Annotated in this window: 15 protein-coding genes; 9 read left to right on the top strand and 6 right to left on the bottom strand. The window is 61.7% G+C overall.

Annotation, left to right across the window (positions count from 1 at the left end; all coding sequences use genetic code 11):
• Nucleotides 1-149: 149 nt before the first annotated feature.
• The 5 genes from ACP7CJ_RS24990 to tpx all read right to left on the bottom strand — a co-directional run bounded on the left by ACP7CJ_RS24990 (nt 150) and on the right by tpx (nt 9,848).
• Nucleotides 150-1,619, bottom strand: coding sequence for an efflux transporter outer membrane subunit (locus tag ACP7CJ_RS24990; RefSeq protein WP_276193244.1), 1,470 nt, complete (start codon nt 1,617-1,619; stop codon nt 150-152).
• Nucleotides 1,616-4,723, bottom strand: coding sequence for an efflux RND transporter permease subunit (locus ACP7CJ_RS24995; protein ID WP_426102517.1), 3,108 nt, complete (start codon nt 4,721-4,723; stop codon nt 1,616-1,618). The genes ACP7CJ_RS24990 and ACP7CJ_RS24995 overlap by 4 nt, the downstream gene beginning before the upstream one ends.
• Entirely contained in the window at nt 4,720-7,821 is a 3,102-nt protein-coding gene (locus tag ACP7CJ_RS25000; protein WP_247405083.1) for an MdtB/MuxB family multidrug efflux RND transporter permease subunit, read from the bottom strand. The genes ACP7CJ_RS24995 and ACP7CJ_RS25000 overlap by 4 nt, the downstream gene beginning before the upstream one ends.
• A complete protein-coding gene (locus ACP7CJ_RS25005) occupies nt 7,818-9,116 on the bottom strand; it encodes an MdtA/MuxA family multidrug efflux RND transporter periplasmic adaptor subunit (RefSeq protein WP_426102519.1) in 1,299 nt (432 codons plus the stop codon). Before ACP7CJ_RS25005 ends, ACP7CJ_RS25000 begins: the two co-directional genes overlap by 4 nt.
• A gap of 231 nt (nt 9,117-9,347) precedes the next feature.
• Complete coding sequence (tpx, locus tag ACP7CJ_RS25010) at nt 9,348-9,848, bottom strand: thiol peroxidase (RefSeq protein ID WP_426102521.1); 501 nt, start codon at nt 9,846-9,848, stop codon at nt 9,348-9,350.
• Between the two features lie 170 nt (nt 9,849-10,018).
• On the opposite strand from tpx, the gene ACP7CJ_RS25015 reads away from it, so the two are divergent.
• Nucleotides 10,019-11,308: a glycosyltransferase gene (locus ACP7CJ_RS25015; protein ID WP_426102523.1), complete on the top strand. Its 1,290-nt coding sequence runs from the start codon at nt 10,019-10,021 to the stop codon at nt 11,306-11,308.
• Between the two features lie 85 nt (nt 11,309-11,393).
• On the opposite strand, the gene ACP7CJ_RS25020 is transcribed toward ACP7CJ_RS25015, so the two are convergent.
• Complete coding sequence (locus ACP7CJ_RS25020) at nt 11,394-11,906, bottom strand: GNAT family N-acetyltransferase (RefSeq protein WP_276197944.1); 513 nt, start codon at nt 11,904-11,906, stop codon at nt 11,394-11,396.
• A gap of 243 nt (nt 11,907-12,149) precedes the next feature.
• On the opposite strand from ACP7CJ_RS25020, the gene ACP7CJ_RS25025 reads away from it, so the two are divergent.
• From ACP7CJ_RS25025 to ACP7CJ_RS25060, 8 genes are all read left to right on the top strand, one after another.
• Nucleotides 12,150-13,055 (top strand): AraC family transcriptional regulator, encoded by a 906-nt coding sequence (locus ACP7CJ_RS25025; protein WP_276193250.1) that lies wholly within the window; start codon nt 12,150-12,152, stop codon nt 13,053-13,055.
• Between the two features lie 178 nt (nt 13,056-13,233).
• Nucleotides 13,234-14,556: an ABC transporter substrate-binding protein gene (locus tag ACP7CJ_RS25030; protein WP_276193251.1), complete on the top strand. Its 1,323-nt coding sequence runs from the start codon at nt 13,234-13,236 to the stop codon at nt 14,554-14,556.
• A 160-nt stretch (nt 14,557-14,716) separates the two neighbouring features.
• Nucleotides 14,717-15,643 carry a carbohydrate ABC transporter permease gene (locus ACP7CJ_RS25035; RefSeq protein ID WP_276193252.1) on the top strand — a complete coding sequence of 309 codons (927 nt, stop codon included), beginning with the start codon at nt 14,717-14,719 and terminating at the stop codon, nt 15,641-15,643.
• A 10-nt stretch (nt 15,644-15,653) separates the two neighbouring features.
• A complete protein-coding gene (locus ACP7CJ_RS25040) occupies nt 15,654-16,484 on the top strand; it encodes a carbohydrate ABC transporter permease (protein ID WP_027606403.1) in 831 nt (276 codons plus the stop codon).
• 38 nt (nt 16,485-16,522) lie between these two features.
• Complete coding sequence (locus ACP7CJ_RS25045; protein WP_276193253.1) at nt 16,523-17,626, top strand: ABC transporter ATP-binding protein; 1,104 nt, start codon at nt 16,523-16,525, stop codon at nt 17,624-17,626.
• Between the two features lie 16 nt (nt 17,627-17,642).
• The gene (locus ACP7CJ_RS25050; protein ID WP_276193254.1) at nt 17,643-19,124 is read left to right on the top strand and encodes a mannitol dehydrogenase family protein; all 1,482 of its coding nucleotides are present in this window, start codon (nt 17,643-17,645) and stop codon (nt 19,122-19,124) included.
• 140 nt (nt 19,125-19,264) lie between these two features.
• Nucleotides 19,265-20,746, top strand: a complete 1,482-nt coding sequence (xylB, locus tag ACP7CJ_RS25055) for a xylulokinase (RefSeq protein ID WP_276193255.1) — start codon at nt 19,265-19,267, stop codon at nt 20,744-20,746.
• Between the two features lie 12 nt (nt 20,747-20,758).
• Nucleotides 20,759-21,697, top strand: coding sequence for a carbohydrate kinase family protein (locus tag ACP7CJ_RS25060; protein ID WP_426102525.1), 939 nt, complete (start codon nt 20,759-20,761; stop codon nt 21,695-21,697).
• Nucleotides 21,698-21,724: the final 27 nt, after the last annotated feature.

A 21,724-nucleotide genomic window follows, 5' to 3' on the forward strand; every position in this document is an offset into this window, starting at 1 on the left:
CCGACGCTAGACCGACTGGCTGAAAAAGCCCGTGCCAGATGGAAAAGTCGCGGATTGTAGCGAGACTGCTTCTTGAACAGGTGATTATTTATCCTAGGACCATCACCGGCATTTTGACGCCAATCCACCGTCTCAAAACAGGCCCGGCGTCACTCCTTTTCAACCGCCTGAGTCTGCCCATCCCAACCGCCACCCAACGCGGCGATCAGTTGCACACTGGCCACCAATCGTGTCTGCAGCAAGGTCAGCACGGTGCGTTCGTTGCTCAGGGCGGTGGCTTGTACGGTCACCACATCCAGATAAGCGATCAGCCCCGCCTTGTACTGGTTCTGGGTCAAGCGCAGCGACTCGCGCGCGGCCTCCAGCGCTTCATTGCTGACCACGGCTTCGTCTTCCAGCACCTTGAGCTGGACCATGTAGTTTTCCACTTCGCGGAAGCCATCCAGTACGGTCTGGCGGTACTTGGCCACGGTTTCATCGTAACTGGCCACGGTGCGGTCGACTTCCGCCGAGCGCTGGCCGCCGTCGAACAGGGTCATCGCCAGCTTCGGCCCGACCGACCAGAAGCGGTTCGGCAGGCTGATCCAGTCGGCGTAGGTGCTGCTGGAATAACCACCGGCCAGGCTCAGGCTCAGGTCCGGGTAATAGGCCGCCTTGGCCACGCCGATATCGGCGTTGGCGGCGATCACCGAGCGCTCGGCGGACGCGATGTCGGGGCGGCGTTCGAGCAATTGCGACGGTAGGCTCACCGGGATCTGCGGCAAGGCCGGGATGTCCTTACTAACGGCCAGGTTGAAGTTGGCTGGCGCCTCGCCGATCAACACGGCGATGGCGTTTTCCAGTTGCGCGCGCTGCCAGATCAGGTCGATCAGGCTGGCCTGGGTGGACTTGAGCTGGGTTTGCGCCTGGGCCACGGCGTCCTTGCCGGAAACGCCGGCGCGGTATTGGTTCTCGGTCATCTGCAGGGAGCGCTGGTACGTGTCCAGCGTGGCTTGCAGCAACCGGGTCTGCTCATCCATGACGCGCAGTTGCAGGTAGCTCTGCACCAACTCCGACTGCTGGCTCAAACGCATCGCGGCCAGGTCCGCCGAGCTGGCTTCGGCGCTGGCTTCTTTGGCTTCCAGGCCCCGGCGCAACTTGCCCCAGACATCAGCTTCCCAGCTCACGCCCAACTGCGCGTTAAGGGTATCGCGGATGCCACTGCTGGAACTGCTGAGGCTGGCACTGCTGCTGCCGGTGCCCTGACTGGCGCGGGTTTTCCCGACACTCAGGTCCACCGTCGGGTAAAACGCCCCACGGGAACTGCTCACCAGCGCCTGGGCCTGACGGAAGCGCGCTTCGGCCTGGGCCACGGTCTGGTTGGCGTTGTTCAGCCGGAGCACCAGGTCATTGAGCTGACGGTCGCCGTACAGTTCCCACCAGGCGCCACGGGCCAGGGCATCGCTCGGCGTGGCCTGGCGCCAGCCCTCGGCTTGTTTGAACTGCGCAGGCTCGATGACGGCCGGACGTGTGTAGTCGGGGCCGACGGCGCAGGCGCTGAGCAACACCCCGCAGAGCAGCAAGCTGGCGACGCGGGAACCACGGGTCATGGCCAATGTGGCAAAGGTCGAATCGGTCATAGCGCAGAGTCCAGGGCAGCATCGGTACGCACGCCGCGCCAAGCGTTGAAACGATGGCGCGCGCGGTCGAGATAGAGGTAAACCACCGGGGTGGTGTAAAGGGTCAGGATCTGGCTGAAGATCAGCCCGCCGATAATGGTCAGGCCCAGGGGCTGGCGCATTTCCGCGCCTTCGGCTCTGCCGAGCAACAACGGCAAGGCGCCGAGAATCGCCGCCAGCGTGGTCATCAGGATCGGGCGCAACCGCAACAGGCAGGCGCTGCGAATCGATTCCAGCGGGCTCAGGCCGTCATTGCGCTCCAGTTGCAACGCCAGGTCGATCATCAGGATCGCGTTTTTCTTCACCACCCCGATCAACAGGAACAACCCGAGCAAGGAGATCAGGCTGAACTCACCGCCCAGCAGGTAGATGGAGAGCAAGGCCCCGACGCCAGCCGACGGTAAGGTCGAGAGGATCGTCAGCGGGTGGATGTAACTTTCATACAGAATGCCCAACACCAGGTACACCGCCACCAGTGCGCCAAGGATCATGAACGGCTGGCCCTTCTGGGTCGCCGCGAAGGCATCGGCGGTGCCGGCCATCTTGGCGATCACGTCCTCCGGCAAGCCCACCTTGGCAATCGCCCGCTCGATGGCTGCAGTGCCCTGTTCCACCGTCACGCCGGGCGCCATGTCGAAGGCGATGTTTTCCGAGGCGAACTGGCCTTCGTGGCTGACGCGGTCGTCTGCCAGGCTGCTCTCATAATGGGCAATGGTCGACAACGGCACCCGCGCGCCCGTGGAGGTGATCACCTGCATCTGCTTCAGGGTGATTGGGTCCTGGGCGTATTTCGGGTCGACCTCCATCACTACCTGATACTGGTTGAGGCTGTCATAGATCGTGGAGATCTGCCGCTGGCTGTAGGCGTTGTTCAGCACGGCGGTGACCATGTTCATGTCGATGCCCAGACGCTTGGCCTGGTCGCGGTCGACGATCAGCGTAACCTGGGCCGCGCCCCGGCCTTCGCGGGCGTCGATGGCGGTGAGTTCGGGTAACGCGCGCAGAGCGGCCACGACCTTCGGGTACCACAGGCGCAGCGCAGCCAGATCACCGCTTTGCAGGATGTAGGAATACTGCGCACTGGTCTGGTCACGGCCACCACCGAATTGCAGGTCCTGGTCAGCCATCAGGAACAGTCGCCCGCCCGGCACCAGTGGCACGCTCTTGCGCAGACGCTCGATCACCGCCTGAGCGGAGACCTTGCGTTCGCTGATGGGTTTGAGTCGAACCAGCATCACCGCGTTGTTGGTGCCGCTGTTGCCGCCGATGAAACCGGCCACGCTGAGCACCGCTGGGTCTTGCAACACGGCTTTGCGGAAAATTTCCATCTTCGGCTGCATCACGCTGAACGACAGCCCGTCGTCGCCGCGCACAAAGCCAATCAATTGCCCGGTGTCCTGCTGGGGCATGAAGGTTTTTGGTACCACCACATACAGCGCAACATTCACCCCTACCGTGATCAGCAGGCTGAGCAAGGTCAGGCGCCGATGGCGCAGCACCCAGTCCAGGCTGGTGGCGTAGGCCGATACCATGCGGTCATTGACGTTCTGGCTCCAACGCTGCAAACCGCTCAGTTGCCCTTTGATATGAGGCTTGAGCCAACGGGCGCAGAGCATCGGGGTGAGGGTCAGCGAGACCACCAGCGACACGATGATCGCCGCCGACAACGTGATCGAGAACTCACGGAACAGGCTGGTGACGATCCCGCCCATGAACAGGATGGACAGGAACACCGCCACCAGCGACACGTTCATCGACAGCAAGGTAAAGCCGACTTCCTGGGCCCCCAGGTACGCTGCCTTCATCGGCGGCACGCCCTCGTCGATATGCCGGGAAATGTTCTCCAGCACCACGATGGCATCGTCCACCACCAGGCCGGTGGCGAGGATCAGCGCCATCAGCGAGAAGTTGTTCAACGAGAAGCCGAACAGGTACATCACCGCGAAGGTGCCCACCAGCGACACCGGCACCGCCAGGGTTGGAATCAGCGAAGCGCGGAAGTTACCGAGGAACAGGTACACCACCAGGATCACCAGCCCTACGGCAATCAGCAAGGTCATTTCGGCCTCGTGCAAGGTGGCGGTGATCACCGGCGAGCGATCCATCGCCAGGCTCAGCTTGACGCTGGACGGCAGCACCGCCTGCAACGCCGGCAACTGCGCCTTGATCTGCTTGACAGTCTCGATGATGTTGGCGCCGGACTGGCGGTTGATCACCAGCAGCACGGCTGAATCATTGTTGAAGAAACCGCTGTTGTAGCGGTCTTCGACGCCGTCGCTGATCTTGGCCACATCGCCCAGGCGCAGGGCCGCGCCGTTCTGGTAGCGAATCAGCAGCGGCTCATAGTCCTCGGCTTTTTCCAACTGATCGTTGGCCTGGATCTGCCAGTTGCGCTCGGCGTCTTCCAGGGAGCCCTTGGGCCGACGCTGGTTGGCATTGGCGATGGTGTTGCGCACATCGTCGAGGGCAATGCCGTACTGGTCGAGAGCCTTGGGTTCAAGTTCGATGCGCACCGCCGGCAGGGAACTGCCGCCGATCTGCACTTCGCCCACGCCCGGCACCTGGGACAGGCTTTGCGACAGGATGGTCGAGGCCAGATCGTACAACTGGCCCTTCTGCAACACGTCCGAGGTCAGCGACAGCACCATGATCGGCGCCTGGGACGGGTTGATCTTCTTGTAGGTCGGCATACTGCGCATGCCGCTGGGCAACAGGTTGCGCGAGGCGTTGATTGCCGCCTGCACTTCCCGCGCCGCACCGTTGATATCACGGTCGGAATCGAACGCCAGGATCACCCGGGTCGAACCCTGGCTGGACGAACTGCTCATGGTGGTAATACCGGCAATCGCGCCGAATGAGCGCTCCAGCGGCGTGGCCACGGTAGACGCCATCACCTCCGGGCTGGCGCCGGGCAAGCTGGCCGACACCACGATCACCGGGAAGTCGATCTGCGGCAGCGGCGACACCGGCAGCAGATTGAAGCTGACGCCGCCCAGCAGCATGATCGCCAGGCTCAGCAGCATGGTCGCGACCGGCCGGCGAATGAAAGGTCCGGACAGGTTCATGACTCAACCGGCTCCAGGCGTTGCGGCTCTTTGCGCCAGCGCCGACCCAAGCGATCGAAGTACAGGTAGATCACCGGTGTGGTGAACAGGGTCAATACCTGGCTCACCAGCAAACCGCCGACCATCACCAGGCCCAGGGGTTGACGCAGCTCCGCACCGGAACCGGTGGCCAGCATCAACGGCACCGCGCCGAACAGTGCGGCCAGGGTGGTCATCAGGATCGGCCGGAAGCGCAACAGCGCCGCCTGGTAGATCGCGGTCTGCGGGTCGAGGCCCTGGTTGCGTTCGGCGTCGAGGGCGAAGTCGATCATCATGATCGCGTTTTTCTTGACGATACCGATCAGCAAAATGATGCCGATGATCGCGATCATGCCCAGGTCATTGCCGCTGAGCAGCAACGCCAGCAACGCCCCCACCGCCGCCGAAGGCAGGGTCGAGAGGATGGTGACGGGGTGGATGTAGCTCTCGTAGAGCACGCCGAGCACGATGTACATGGTGACCACCGCCGCCAGGATCAGCAGCAAGGTGCTCGACAGCGAGGCTTCGAACGCCTGGGCCGCGCCCTGGAACTGAGTCTGCACGCCCACCGGCATGCCGATGTCTTTCTGGGTCTGGTTGATCAACTCCACGCCTTTGCCCAGCGCGACACCCGGGGCCAGGTTGAACGACATCATCACCGCCGGAAACTGGCCGATATGCGCAATCGCCAACTGCGCCTGGCGCTGTTCCACGCGGGCCAGGCTCGACAGGCGCACCTGGCCGCCGGCGGTGGTCTTGACGTGGATCTGGTTCAGCGCATCCGGCCCCAAGGTCTCGCCCGACTGGGCCTGCAACACCACGCGGTATTGGCTGGCCTGGGTGTAGATGGTGGAAATCTGCCGCTGACCGAAGGCGTCGTACAACGCATCAGTGATAGTCGACACGTTGACGCCCAGGCGCGAGGCGGCATCGCGGTCGATCACCAGGTACACCTGCAGGCCCTTGTCCTGCAGGTCGCTGGCGACGTCGGTGAGCTGCGGCAACTGGCTCAAGGCATGCACCAGCTTTTCGCTCCACAAGGCCAGTAACTCGGCGTCGGGTGACGACATGCTGAACTGGTACTGGGTGCGGCTGACGCGGTCTTCGATGGTCAGGTCTTGCACCGGCTGCATGTACAGGCGAATGCCCACCAGCTTGTCGATTTCCGGCTGCAGGCGGGTGATCACCTGGGCTGCGCTCAAATCCCGCTGCCCGTGAGCCTTGAGGTTGATCAGCAAGCGACCGCTGTTGAGGGTGGCGTTATCGCCATCCACACCGATGTAGGACGACAGGCTTTCCACCGCCGGGTCGGCCAGGATGATCTTCGCCAGTTCCTGCTGACGCTGGCTCATTGCAGCGAAGGAAATCGACTGCGGTGCCTCGGAAATGCCCTGGATCACCCCGGTGTCCTGCACCGGGAAAAAGCCCTTGGGCACCACCAGGTACAGCACCACGGTGAGGCCCAGGGTAGCGATGGCCACCAACAAGGTCAGCGGCTGGTGCTTGAGCACCCACTGCAACTTGCGCCCGTAGGCTGCGATCAACCAATCGATCCAGGCCCCGCTGGCCTTGTAGAAGCGGCTCTGCTCTGCTTCCTTGGGTTCACGCTTGAGCAGGCGCGCGCACATCATCGGCGTCAGGGTCAGGGACACCACCAGGGAAATCAGGATCGCCACCGCCAGGGTGATGGCGAACTCGCGGAACAGGCGCCCGACCACATCGCCCATGAACAGCAACGGAATCAATACGGCGATCAGCGACAGGGTCAGGGAAATCAGGGTGAAGCCAATCTGTTTGGCACCCTTGAGCGCAGCGGCCAGCGGGGTTTCACCTTCCTCGATATAGCGCGAGATGTTTTCCAGCATCACGATGGCATCGTCCACCACAAACCCAGTGGCGATGGTCAGGGCCATCAGCGTCAGGTTGTTGATGGAGAAACCCGCCAGGTACATCACGCCAAAGGTGCCTACCAGCGACAGCGGCACGGCGATGGACGGGATGATCGTGGCGCTGACGCGGCGCAGAAACAGGAAGGTCACCATCACCACCAGGGCAATGGCGATCAGCAATTCGTGTTGCACGTCGGTGACCGAGGCGCGGATGGTCTGGGTACGGTCGGTCAACACCGTCACATCCAGGCCAGCCGGCAGGTTATCGGTGATGCTCGGCAGCAGCGCCTTGATGCGGTCGACCACCTCGATCACGTTGGCGCCGGGCTGGCGCTGGATATTCAGCAGCACGGCCTGGTTTTCATTGGCCCAGGCGGCGAGGCGTTCGTTTTCGGCGCCGTCGACGATCTGCGCGACGTCCTTCAGACGCAGCGGTGCGCCATTTTTGTAGGCCAGGATAAGTTCAGCATACTGCTGCGGCGACACCAACTGGTCGTTGGCGTCGAGCATCGACACGCGGGTCGGGCCGTCGAAGTTGCCCTTGGGCTGGTTGACGTTGGACGCGGCGATCAGCGTGCGCACGTCCGACAGGTTCAAGCCGTTGGCCGCCAGGGCCTCGGGGTTGACCTTGATGCGCACGGCCTGGCGCTGGCCACCGGCGATGCTGACCATGCCGACGCCGCTGATCTGCGCGATCTTTTGCGCCATGCGCGTATCGACCAAATCATTGAGCTTGGGCAGCAGCATGGTCTTGGAGGTAATCGCCAGGGTCAGCACCGGGGTATCCGCCGGGTTGACCTTGTTGTACACCGGCGGCGCCGGCAAGTCCTTGGGCAACAGGTTGGTCGCGGCGTTGATTGCGGCCTGCACCTGTTGCTCGGCGACATCCATATTGATGTCGAGGTTGAAGCGCAGGGTCAGTACCGACGCACCGCCGGAGCTGGTCGAGGCCATCTGGGTCAAGCCGGGCATCTGCCCGAACTGGCGCTCCAGGGGCGCGGTGACGGCGCTGGTCATCACATCCGGGCTGGCGCCGGGGTACAGGGTCATCACGCGGATGGTTGGGTAATCCACCTGGGGCAAAGCCGAGACCGGTAACAAGCGGTACGAGATGATCCCTGCCAGGACAATCGCCAACATGCTCAGCGTGGTGGCGACCGGGCGAAGGATAAACAGCCGCGACAGGTTCATGAACCGACCTTTTGCGCCTTGCCGGCGTCAGCGCCGGTCTCCCCTTTTGCGGCGGGCTTGCCTTGCAGGTGCTCGGTCGGGGTGGTCGGGACTTGACTGCTGTCGTTGACCACTTCGATTTCGCTGCCGTCTTTCAGGCGGTCGGTGCCTTCCAGCACCACGCGGTCGCCGGCGACCAGGCCTTGCTTGATCACCGTGTTGTCGCCGTCGGTATCGCCGACCACCAGGGGCTGCACCTTGACCTTCTTGTCGCCATCGAGCTTGTAGACAAACGTACCGGCGTTGCCGAACTGGATAGCGGCAGACGGCGCCAGTACGACGTTATGCAGGGTGTCGGCGAGCAAATGCACGTTGACGAACTGATTGGGGAACAGCCCCTGGTCCTTGTTATCGAAGCGTGCCTTGAATTTCAGGGTGCCGGTGGTGACGTCGATCTGGTTGTCCAGGCTCTGCAGCACACCGGTGGCTTGGCGCTTGGCGTCACTGCGGTCCCAGGCTTCCACGGGCAGTTTGTTGCCGGCGTGGTAACGGGCGAGCACGGTTTCCAGCGTGCTCTCCGGGAGGGTGAAGGCCACGCTGATCGGTTGGGTCTGGGTGATCACCGCCAGCGCTGTGGTGTCGTTGGCGGCCACCAGGTTACCGACGTCGAGCTGACGCAGGCCGACGCGCCCTGCGATCGGCGCGCGGATCTTGGTGAATTCGAGGTTGAGCTTGGCGTCGTCCACTGCGCCCTGGTTGGTCTTGACCGTGCCCTGGTATTGCAGGACCAGCGCTTCGGCGGTGTCCAGGGTTTGCTTGGCGATACTGTCCTGGGCATACAGGCCGCGATAACGCTCGACGTCGACCTGGGCGTTTTTCAACTGGGCCTGGTTCTGCATCAGCGTGCCCTGGGCCTGGAGCAAGGCGTTCTGGTAGCTGCGCGGGTCGATTTCCGCCAGCAGGTCGCCGGCCTTGACCGTCTGCCCTTCTTCAAAGGCGATCTTCACCAACTCGCCGCCCACCCGGCTGCGCACATTGATGGTGTTGAGCGCGGTGACCGTGCCCAACGCCTTGTAGTACACCGGGAATTCCCCCAACACCGCCGGCGCCACACGCACCGGCACCGGGCCGGTGGAGCCGCCGAAGCCCGGGCGCGCCATGCCCGTTTTACCGGTACGGCCGGCTGGCGCGTCAGGATGGGTAGCGCCGGTGGGCCAGAATTTCCAGCACAGGCCGGCGATAACCAGCAGCACAAGCAGGCCGAACAGCCAGCGACGGGAATTGCGGGGGGAGGATTGCATGGAGTGATCAACCATTGGGCGCGAGAGCTTCTTCTTTGGGAGGCTGAAAGATAAGCACTGGGGCGCTTTAAGAAAAGCGCATTTACCGGCTATTTACCTTGGGCTTACAACTTTTAACTGTTGAGCTTAGTCCGCCGGCTATTTCGCTAAACATCTGACCAGCAAATAAAAACGGCCTGGACTAGGCCAGGCCGCAATCATGTACCACGCGTGTTACTGCAAAACGACAGTAATGCGCCGAAACAGTTACTTCAAAACAGCCAGGGCTGCATCGTAGTTTGGCTCTTGGCCGATTTCAGGCACCAGTTCGCTGTGCAGTACGTTGTCGTTTTCATCCAACACGACGACGGCACGGGCGGTCAGAGCCCGGAGTGGGCCGTCGGCAATCGAAACGCCGTAGTCAACGGCGAAATCAGCGTTGCGAAAGTCCGACAGGTTCTGCACGTTGTCCAGGCCTTCAGTGCCGCAAAAACGCTTCTGGGCAAACGGCAGGTCAGAGGAGATGCACAGTACGACCGTGTTGCTCACATTGTTGGCCTGGGCGTTGAACGTGCGCACCGACGTGGCGCAGGTCGGGGTGTCGACGCTTGGGAAGATGTTCAACACTTTGCGCTTGCCGGCGAAGGTGGCCAGGGTCACTTCCGACAGATCGCCGGCGGTCAGGGTGAAGTCTGGCGCTTTGGAGCCAGTTTGCGGCAGTTCGCCTTCAACTTGGACTGGATTACCACGAAGGGTGACTTGAGCCATGAACGGAATCCTTATGCTGGGTTTGATTAAACGAATTCGAGAGGCGGAAGTTAACCACAAAGTGCCGTGGCGACCTACCGCCTGACACAAATTGTCATGCCACGCCGGGCACGCGGGCGGTTGTGGTTTAATTGCGCGGTTTTCGTCCCCGCTCAAGGAATCCGTTGTTGATGACTCAGCCCGCCACCAAAGTCCTGGTCATTGGTTATGTCTGGCCGGAACCGCGTTCCTCGGCCGCCGGCGGGCATATGATGCAGATTCTCGAAACTTTTCTGACACAAGGTTGGGATATTACCTTCAGCAGCCCGGCGACCATTGGCGAACACAAAGCCGATCTACCGGCACTGGGAATCGCCGAATGCGCCATCGAACTCAATAACAGCAGTTTCGATGACTTTATCTGCGAACTGGCCCCAGACATCGTGCTGTTCGACCGTTTCATGATGGAAGAACAGTTCGGCTGGCGCGTCGAAAAGCACTGCCCCGCGGCCCTGCGGGTGCTGGAAACCTCCGACCTGCAAAGCCTACGCGACGCACGCCAGCAGCGGTTCAAGGACCACCTCAAGGCCCAGCCGGACAACGACGACTTCAGCGCCTTGTTTGCAACGGGCCTGGAAGACGAGTTCCGGCGCATGGCCGACACCGACCTGGCCAAGCGCGAGATCGCAGCCATCTATCGCTGCGACATCAGCCTGATGATCTCCGACATGGAGATCCGCCTGCTCACCGAGCAGTTCAAGGTACCCGCCGCCCTGCTCCACTGGTGCCCGTTGATGCTGGAGCCGCCGACCGAGGCGTTCGCACCGTTTGACGAGCGCGCGCACTTCCTCAGCATCGGCAACTTCCGCCACGCGCCCAACTGGGATGCGGTGCTGTGGATGAAGAACAGTGTCTGGCCGTTGATCCGCCAGCAACTGCCGGGCGCCCAATTGCATGTCTACGGTGCCTACACCCCGCCCAAGGCCACCGCGCTGCACAACCCGGCCCAGGGCTTTCATGTGATGAACTGGGCCGAAGATGCGCTGCAAGTGATGACGGCTGCGCGCATCTGCCTGGCGCCGCTGCGCTTTGGTGCGGGGATCAAGGGCAAACTGGCGGACGCCATGCTCTGCGGCACACCAAACATCACCACGCCGGTCGGCGCCGAAGCCATGGGCGACGAGCAGCCGTGGCCGGGGGCAATCGCCCACAGCGCCACGGCGTTGGCCGATGCCGCCGTGAGCCTTTACCAGGACCGCGAACGCTGGACCCAGGCCCAGGAACACGGCCGCCAACTCCTGGCCCGTCGCTATGACCTGCACCGCCACGGCCCCGCACTGGTGGAGTGCCTGGAACACTGTCGCAGCCGCCTCGATGCCCATCGCCGGGACAATTTCACCGGCAGCATGCTGCGTCACCACGCCCACAAAAGTACGCAATACATGTCTCAGTGGATCGAGGCAAAAAACCGTAACCTTTAGGGAATCGCGCAGCCTGAAGCGCATAAAAATCGTAATTTCGACGTGCCGCCTCTGCGCGACACGTCGGCAGGGGCTTCCCTAACCCTTAACTTCCCCAAACATACCTCACCTCATCCAGCGACACGCCACCACGGACGAGCGTGCGACGGCTACCAGGCTCTTCTCTTCCGCCGAGCCCCTGATAGAAGCGAACAGCTCTTTCGTTTGCAGATAAAACCCACAAAGTAATATCTTTATAGCCCTGATCAAACAGGCGTTTTAAACCTGACTTCCACAACTCAGCGCCTATTCCTTTACCCCAATACTCTGCCAAAACGTAGATGGCCATGACCTCTCCCGATGCCGCAGCGGGCTTATCTTCATCACGACAAGGACCCACTGAAATCCAACCAATAACGTTTCCATCTACCTCTGACACTAAAACGTCAGCCTCTTTGCTTTCAATTGCATGAGCCCAATGAGCCGCTCTTTTAGGCAATGTCGCAGTAAGCGAGCCCAAAAAATCAGCCGGCATCAAATTCACATAAGCGTGTTGCCAGCTACTGACATGAACATCAGCGATGCTCTTCGCGTCCTTGGGTAGTGCATCACGAATCATAACCAAGCCCTCGTTCGTGTTCTGTTTCAGATAAAAACCTTCTTTGATTCCAGCGACCATGCCCTCTCGACTGGCACGACGCCTGCCTGCAAACGCATTTGTTGATAGCACAGACCAGTTAAATATATTGAAGAGCAGACAGAAAAAATGGCATGCAGGGATGCTCCAACCAACTTGCCGCTGGCAGCGGTCGCACACAAGGGGGCATTATTCAAATCGCAACCACAATAAAGCGACGGCAGCATGACCCGAGCAACGCGAATCACCGACCCTTCCTACGAGCTGATGGACGATCACAACGGTCTGTCTATCATCTATCGCCAGCATGGTTTCCCTTGTCCCCTGGTGCGCTGGCATTTCCATAAGGAGTACGAGCTGCACCTGATCGTCGCCAGCTCCGGCAAGGTGTTTATCGGTGACTATATCGGCAATTTCTACCCGGAAAGCCTGTTCCTCACCGGCCCGAACCTGCCCCATAACTGGATCAGCCAGGTCGAGGAAGACGAAGTGGTGCCCAAGCGCGACATGCTGGTGAATTTCACCGATGAGCTGCTGGAGAACGGCAGTCACATTTTTGCCGAACTCAAGACCCTGGCGCCGCTACTGGAGCGGGCGCAGTCCGGCATCGAGTTTCGCTGCAAAAAGACCATCGCCCAGGCCATGGCCCTGATGCAACGCATCGAGGACGCCCAGGGCATGGCGCGCCTAGGGCACTTCTTTATCCTGCTGGAGGTGTTGAGCGCGTGTGAGGACTACCAACTGCTGTCCGGCGTGACCACGCCGCAACTGGCCGACGAACACAGCATCGACCGCACCAACCGGGCGGTGGACTACATTTTTGCGCATTACGCGCGGGAGTTGTCACTGGAGGAAGTGGCCGACTACCTAGGGATGAAACCGACGTATTTCTCGCGGGTGTTCAAGCAGGCCACCGGGCGCACGTTTATCGAATTCGTCAATCGCCTGCGCATCAGCAAGTCCTGCGAACTGCTGGCCGATGGTGACAAGGCCGTCACCGATGTGTGCTTCGAGTCGGGGTTCAACAATATTTCCAACTTCAATCGGCGCTTCCAGCAGCTTAAAGGCATGACCCCTTCCCACTACCGGCGCCTGGCGGTGCAGCGGCTCACCGAACAGAACCTGGCTTAATCGTTTCGGCTTTTTGTGGGCGAGTGCAAAAAAGTATCAGTCCCAGTGCGCCCAAGGATTTGTCACACCCCCCGCTTGAGGGCTGTAATCAACGCACACTCTTCCTGGCTCAGCGTGGGAAGACACAACAACAATAACTGTCCTTCTGCAGCCCCTGGGCGCAGAAAAGGAGTGCGCGATGAAGTTCACAGCAAAAACACTGCTTGCCTGTTCTTGCATGACGGCATGCATGACCCTCAGCGCCGTCAGCCTTGGCGCGCAAACCCTGACCATTGCCACCGTCAACAACAGCGACATGATCCGCATGCAAAAGCTCTCGAAAACCTTCGAGGCCGAGCATCCGGACATCAAGTTGAATTGGGTGGTGCTCGAAGAAAACGTCCTGCGCCAACGCCTGACCACCGACATCGCGACCCAGGGCGGGCAGTTCGACGTGTTGACCATCGGCATGTACGAAGCTGCACTCTGGGGCGCCAAGGGCTGGCTGGAACCGATGAAAGACCTGCCGGCGTCCTACGACCTCGACGATGTGTTCCCTTCCGTGCGTGACGGTTTGTCCGTCAAGGGTTCGCTGTACGCCCTACCGTTCTATGCGGAAAGCTCGATCACCTATTACCGCACCGACCTGTTCAAGGACGCCGGGCTGAGCATGCCCGAGCACCCGACCTGGACGCAGATCAGTGAATACGCGGCAAAACTCACCGACAAAACCAAAGAGCAATACGGCCTGTGCCTGCGCGGCAAAGCCGGTTGGGGTGAAAACATGGCGCTGATTACCACCCTGGCCAACGGCTACGGGGCGCGCTGGTTCGACGAGAAATGGCAGCCTGAATTCAATGGCCCTGAATGGAAGGACGCGCTGAACTTCTACGTCGACAATATGAAGAAATCCGGCCCGCCCGGCGCGTCGAGCAACGGTTTCAACGAAAACCTCGCGCTGTTCAACAGCGGCAAGTGCGCGATCTGGGTCGACGCCAGCGTGGCCGGTTCGTTCGTCACCGACAAGACCCAAAGCAAGGTGGCGGACCATGTCGGCTTCACCTTCGCCCCGCACGAGAAGACCGACAAAGGCACCTCGTGGTTGTACTCCTGGTCCCTGGCCATCCCGACCAGCTCCAAGGCCAAGGAGGCCGCCAAGCTGTTCAGCAGTTGGGCGACTTCCAAGGAATACGGCGCTTTGGTCGCCAAGACCGACGGCATCGCCAACGTCCCGCCGGGTACGCGTAAGTCGACCTACAGCGACGAATACATGAAGGCCGCGCCGTTCGCCAAGGTCACCCTGGAATCGCTGAAAGTCGCCGATCCGACCAAACCAACGCTCAAACCGGTGCCGTATATCGGTATCCAACTGGTGACCATTCCTGAGTTCCAGGCGATCGGTACCCAGGTCGGCAAGTTCTTCTCGGGTGCGCTGACCGGCCAGCAAACGGTGGATCAAGCCTTGAGCGCCGCGCAGACCACCACCGAGCGTGAAATGAAGCGGGCCGGTTACCCCAAGTAACCCTGGCTCACCACAGTCAAATGTGGGAGGGGCTTGCTCCCGATAGCGATCTACCAGTTGATGGTTCTGTGACTGACACTCCGCTATCGGGGGCAAGCCCCCTCCCACACTGACCGCGCTTCGACTCTCGTTCTGCATGTACCTGACTGGTTCTGACCCTATGAATACCACCACTGCCAAAGTGCAAACCGCCGCGTCTGAAAAGCCGCGCAAAAGCCGCCTGGCCAACCCCGGCTGGTTTCTCGTCAGCCCCTCGGTAGCCTTGCTGCTGCTGTGGATGATCGTGCCGCTGGGCATGACCCTGTACTTTTCGCTGATCCGCTACAACCTGCTCTACCCCGGCGAAAACCAGTTCGTGGGGCTGGAGAACTTCACCTACTTCATCACCGACTCGGGCTTCCTGCCCGGCGCCACCAATACCCTGTTGCTGGTCGGCAGCGTGCTGTTGATCAGCGTGGTATTTGGCGTGTTGATCAGCGCCCTGCTGGAGGCCAGTGAGTTCTTCGGGCGCGGCCTGGTGCGGGTGTTGTTGATCTCGCCATTTTTCATCATGCCCACCGTCGGTGCGCTGATCTGGAAGAACCTGATTTTCCACCCGGTGTCGGGGATTCTCGCCTACGTGTGGAAGCTGTTCGGCGCCCAGCCAGTGGACTGGCTGGCGCATTACCCGCTGCTGTCGATCATCATCATTGTCTCGTGGCAATGGCTGCCCTTCGCCATCTTGCTGCTGATGACCGCCATGCAGTCTCTTGACCAGGAGCAAAAAGAAGCCGCACGCCTCGACGGCGCCGGCGCTATTGCGATTTTCTGGCACCTGACCCTGCCCCACCTGGCGCGCCCGATTGCCGTGGTGGTGATGATCGAAACCATCTTCCTGCTCTCGGTATTCGCCGAAATCTTCACCACCACCAACGGCGGCCCCGGCTACGCCTCGACCAACCTCGCCTACCTGATCTACAACCAGGCGCTGGTGCAGTTCGACGTGGGAATGGCCTCGGCCGGCGGCTTGATTGCCGTGGTCATCGCCAATATCGCGGCGATCATCCTGGTGCGGATGATCGGCAAAAACCTGACTGATAAGCCTTGAGGGCCGCGCCATGACGCTTCAACAATCCCGCCGCCTGCAAAGCCTGTTGCTCGGCACCCTGGCCTGGGCCATCGCGATCCTGATCTTCTTCCCGATCTTCTGGATGGTGCTGACCAGCTTCAAGACCGAGATCGATGCGTTCGCCACGCCGCCGCAGTTCATCTTCACGCCGACGCTGGAGAACTACCTGCACATCAACGAGCGCAGCAACTACTTCAGCTATGCGTGGAACTCGGTGCTGATTTCGTTCAGCGCCACCGCCTTATGCCTGCTGATCTCGGTGCCGGCGGCCTACTCCATGGCGTTCTACGAGACCAAACGCACCAAGAGCACGCTGCTGTGGATGCTGTCGACCAAGATGCTGCCGCCGGTGGGCGTGCTGATGCCGATCTACCTGCTGGCCAAGAGCTTCGGCTTGTTGGATACGCGTATCGCGCTGATCATCATCTACACCCTGATCAACCTGCCGATCGTGGTGTGGATGGTTTACACCTACTTCAAGGACATCCCCAAAGACATCCTCGAAGCGGCCCGCCTGGACGGCGCCACCCTGTGGCAGGAAATGGTCCGCGTACTGCTGCCGATCGCCAAAGGCGGCCTGGCGTCCACGGTGTTGCTGTCGCTGATCCTGTGCTGGAACGAGGCGTTCTGGTCGTTGAACCTGACCTCCTCGAATGCCGCGCCGCTGACCGCGCTGATCGCCTCCTACTCCAGCCCCGAAGGCTTGTTCTGGGCCAAATTGTCGGCCGTCTCGACCCTGGCCTGCGCGCCGATCCTGATCTTTGGCTGGATCAGCCAGAAACAGTTGGTGCGCGGGTTGTCCTTCGGCGCCGTGAAATAACGGCTTTCCTATAAAAATTCCAAGCGGAGGCCCATCCCATGGCCAACCTGAAAATCAAGAATCTGCAAAAAGGCTTCGAAGGCTTTTCCATCATCAAGGGCATCGACCTGGAAGTGAACGACAAGGAATTCGTGGTCTTCGTCGGCCCGTCGGGCTGCGGTAAATCCACGTTGCTGCGGCTGATCGCCGGCCTGGAAGAAGTCAGCGAAGGCACCATCGAACTGGATGGCCGCGACATCACCGAAGTGACCCCGGCCAAGCGCGACCTGGCGATGGTGTTCCAGACTTACGCGCTGTACCCGCACATGAGCGTGCGCAAGAACATGTCGTTTGCCCTCGACCTCGCGGGCGTCGACAAAAAGCTGGTGGAAAGCAAAGTCAACGAAGCGGCGCGCATCCTCGAACTGGGCCCGCTGCTGGAGCGCAAGCCCAAGCAACTGTCCGGCGGCCAGCGCCAGCGCGTGGCGATCGGCCGGGCGATCGTGCGTAACCCGAAGATCTTTCTGTTCGACGAACCGCTGTCCAACCTCGACGCCGCGCTGCGCGTGCAGATGCGCCTGGAACTGGCGCGCCTGCACAAAGAGCTGCAAGCGACCATGATCTACGTGACCCACGACCAGGTCGAAGCGATGACCCTGGCCGACAAAGTGGTGGTGCTTAACAGCGGCCGCATCGAGCAGGTCGGCTCGCCGCTGGACCTTTACCACCAGCCGGCCAACCTGTTTGTCGCGGGGTTTCTTGGCACGCCGAAGATGGGCTTCCTCAAGGGCAAGGTCACGCGGGTCGAGGGCCAGGGCTGCGAGGTGCAACTGGACGCCGGTACGCTGATCAGCCTGCCGCTGAGCGGCGCCACCCTGAGCGTGGGCAGCGCGGTGACCCTGGGTATTCGCCCCGAGCACCTGGAACTCGCCGCACCGGGCCAGACTAGCCTGACCGTCACCGCCGACGTCGGCGAGCGCCTGGGCAGCGATACCTTCTGCCACGTCATCACCGCCAACGGCGAGCCGCTGACCCTGCGCATTCGTGGCGACATGGCCAGCCAGTATGGCGAGACGCTGCACCTGCACCTGGACCCGGCGCACTGCCATCTGTTCGACACCGACGGCGTGGCCGTTACCCGCCCACTGCGCGCCGCCGCCTGATTTCGCGAGATTTGTGATGAAACTGAATAAACAGAACCTCACCCAACTGGCGCCGGAAGTGAACATCCCGGCCTACGCCATTGCCGATACCCGCCAGGGCATCGCCCATATCGGCGTCGGCGGTTTCCACCGCGCGCACCAGGCGTATTACACCGATGCGCTGATGAATACCGGCGAGGGCCTGGACTGGAGCATCTGCGGCGTCGGCCTGCGCGCCGAGGACCGCAAGGCCCGCGATGACCTGGCCGGTCAGGATTACCTGTTCACTCTGTATGAATTGGGCGACAGCGACGACACCGACGTGCGCGTAATCGGCTCGATCAGCGACATGCTGCTGGCCGAGGACGGCGCCCAGGCGCTGATCGACAAACTGGCCAGCCCGCAGATCCGCATCGTCTCGCTGACCATCACCGAAGGCGGCTATTGCATCGACGACAGTAACGGCGAGTTCATGGCCCACCTGCCCCAGATCCAGCACGACCTGGCGCACCCGAAGGCACCGAAAACCGTGTTCGGCTTTATCTGCGCGGCGCTGACCCAGCGCCGCGCCGCCGGTACTCCGGCGTTCACCGTAATGTCCTGCGATAACCTGCCGCACAACGGCGCCGTCACGCGCAAGGCACTGCTGGCCTTCGCCGCCCTGCACAATGCCGATCTGCATGACTGGATCAAAACCAACGTGACGTTCCCCAACGCCATGGTCGACCGCATCACGCCAATGACCAGCACCGCGCATCGCCTGCAATTGCACGATGAGCACGCTATCGACGATGCCTGGCCGGTGGTGTGCGAGCCCTTTGTGCAGTGGGTCCTGGAAGACCAGTTCGTCAACGGGCGCCCGGCCTGGGAAAAGGTCGGCGTGCAGTTCACCGCCGACGTAACGCCCTATGAAGAAATGAAGATCGGCCTGCTCAACGGCAGCCACCTGGCGCTGACTTACCTGGGGTTTCTCAAGGGGTATCGGTTCGTTCACGAGACCATGAATGACCCGCTGTTCGTAGCGTACATGCGCGCGTACATGGACCTGGACGTCACGCCGAACCTGGCGCCGGTGCCGGGCATCGACCTCACGCAGTACAAGCAGACCCTGGTGGACCGCTTCTCCAACCAGGCGATTGCCGACCAGTTGGAGCGCGTGTGTTCCGATGGCTCGTCGAAGTTTCCCAAGTTCACCGTGCCGACGATCAATCGCCTGATCGCCGATGGCCGCGAGACCGAGCGCGCCGCGCTGGTGGTGGCGGCCTGGGCGTTGTACCTCAAGGGTGTCGATGAGAATGGCGTGGCCTACAAAATCCCGGACCCACGCGCCGAGTTTTGCCAGGGGCTGGTGAGTGATGACGGGATGATCAACCGGCGGTTGCTCGGGGTGGAGGAGATTTTTGGCACGGCTATTCCCAAGTCGGCTGAGTTTGTGGCAGCGTTCGAGCGGTGCTATGCGAGCCTGCGCGACAACGGCGTCACAAAAACACTGCAGCAACTCCTGAAGAAACCGGCTTAAACCTGTGGGAGGGGGCTTGCCCCCGATAGCGGTGGGTCAGTAAAGAACACTTACACTGAAACACCGCTATCGGGGGCAAGCCCCTCCCACATTTTGACTGTATTGCCAATCCGAAAAATAAGACTGCTGAGCAAATCATCATGACCCAGCAAAACCTGTTCCTCGGCATCGACTGCGGCACCCAAGGCACCAAAGCCATCGTCCTCGACGCCTCCAGCGGCAAGGTGCTGGGTTTGGGCGCCGCTGCACACACGCTGATCAGCGGCGCCAATGGCCGTCGCGAGCAGCACACCCAGGAGTGGCTGGACGCCTTTACCGAAGCCACTCACCGCGCCTTGCAACAGGCCGGTGTGGACGGCCAGGCCATCCTCGGCATCGGCGTGTCCGGCCAGCAACACGGCCTGGTGCTGCTCGATGACCACGGCCAGGTGCTGCGCCCGGCCAAACTGTGGTGCGACACCGAAACCGCAACGGAAAACGACCGACTGTTGCAGTACCTGGGTGGCGAAAGCGCTTCGCTGGAGCGTCTCGGCGTGGCAATTGCGCCGGGCTACACCGTGTCCAAACTACTGTGGACCCGCGAGCAGCACCCCGAGGTGTTCGCGCGCATCGCGCATATCCTGCTGCCCCATGACTACCTCAATTACTGGCTCACCGGCCGCGCCGTCGCGGAATACGGCGATGCCTCGGGCACCGGCTACTTCAACGTGCGCACCCGTGACTGGGATGTGGCGCTGCTCCAGCACATCGACCCCAGTGGCCGCCTGCAAGCCGCCTTGCCGACGCTGATCGAAGCCGACCAAGCCGTCGGCACGATCCTGCCGGCCATCGCCGAACGCCTGGGGATCAACCCCGACGCCATCGTGTCCAGCGGCGGCGGCGACAACATGATGGGCGCCATCGGCACCGGCAATATCGCCCCCGGCGTGATCACCATGAGCCTGGGTTCATCGGGCACCGTGTATGCCTTTTCCGACCAGCCCAACGTGAGCCCCGAGGCGTCGGTCGCGACCTTCTGTTCCTCCAGCGGCGGCTGGTTGCCGTTGATCTGCACGATGAACCTGACCAACGCCACCGGGGTGATTCGCGAGCTGTTCGACCTCGACCTTAACGCCTTCAACGCCCTGGTCGAGCAGGCGCCGATCGGTGCAGACGGCGTGAGCATGCTGCCGTTCCTCAATGGCGAACGCGTGCCCGCCCTGCCCCACGCCACCGGCAGCCTGCATGGCTTGACCATGACCAACCTCACCCGCGCCAACCTGTGCCGCGCCGTGGTCGAGGGCACCACCTTCGGCTTGCGCTACGGCCTGGACCTGTTGCGCCAGACCGGCCTGCACAGCCAGAGCATTCGCCTGATCGGCGGCGGTTCGAAAAGCCCGGTGTGGCGGCAGATGGTTGCCGATATCATGCACACCGAAGTGATCTGCACCGAACAAAGCGAAGCGGCGGCCCTGGGCGCGGCGATCCAGGCCGCGTGGAGCCAGTCCGGCGAATCCCTGGCCAGCCTGTGCGAGAAATGCGTGAGCGTCGACCCGGCCAGCCGTACCCTGCCGGTGGCCGACAATGTCAGCGCCTATCAACACGCCTACGAGCGCTATCAGCAGCACGTGGCAACCCTTTAAGAGCGAACGACTATGTATCTGGTGTGTGGTGAAGCGCTGTTTGATTTTTTCAGTGAGGAAGATCCCAGCGGACAGGCGTCGAAGATCAATTACAAGGCGATTGCCGGTGGCTCACCGTTCAACGTCGCCGTCGGTCTACGCCGGCTGGGCATCGACGCTGCGCTGTTCGGCGGTGTGTCCACCGACTTCCTCGGGCGTCGCTTGTTGCAGGTGCTCAGGGACGAAGGCGTCAACGCGCAGTTCCTGGTGGAATTCGCCGCGCCGACCACCCTGGCAATGGTTGCCGTGGGCGCCAATGGCTCGCCGCAATACAGCTTTCGCGGCGAAGGCTGTGCCGACCGCCAATTGACGCGCGCGCACCTGCCGACCCTGGGCGATGAGATTCGTGGGCTGCATGTGGGTTCGTTTTCCCTGGTGGTGCAACCGATTGGCGACACCCTGCTGGCCCTGGTCCAGCGCGAAAGCGGCAAGCGTCTGATCAGCCTCGACCCCAACGTGCGGCTCAACCCGCAGCCGGATATCCAGCTGTGGCGCGACCGCGTGGCCGAACTGGTCAAGCATGCCGACCTGATCAAGGTCAGCGATGAAGACCTGCACCTGCTCTACCCCGACCAATCGCCGGAAAGCGTGCTTGAGGGCTGGTTGCAACACCGCTGCCAGTTGGTATTCCTCACCCGTGGCGGCGATGGCGCCAGCGTATTCAGCCGCCAGCACGGCCACTGGTCGCAACCGGCGGTAAAGGTGGTGATGGCCGATACCGTGGGCGCCGGGGATACCTTCCAGGCCGCGCTGATTGCCTGGCTGACCGAGCAGCAGTTGGATTCGGTCGAGGGCCTGCAACACCTGACCCGCGAACAGATCGACGCGATGCTGGGCTTTGCAATTCGTGCGGCAGCGCTCACCTGCGGCAAGACGGGCCCGGACCTGCCGTATCGTCAACAACTGGAATGAACCCGCGATCACAGGCGGCAGCGGGCA

The sequence above is a fragment of the Pseudomonas sp. PSPC3-2 genome (assembly GCF_049897085.1).
Taxonomy (GTDB): Bacteria; Pseudomonadota; Gammaproteobacteria; order Pseudomonadales; family Pseudomonadaceae; genus Aquipseudomonas; species Aquipseudomonas paraveronii.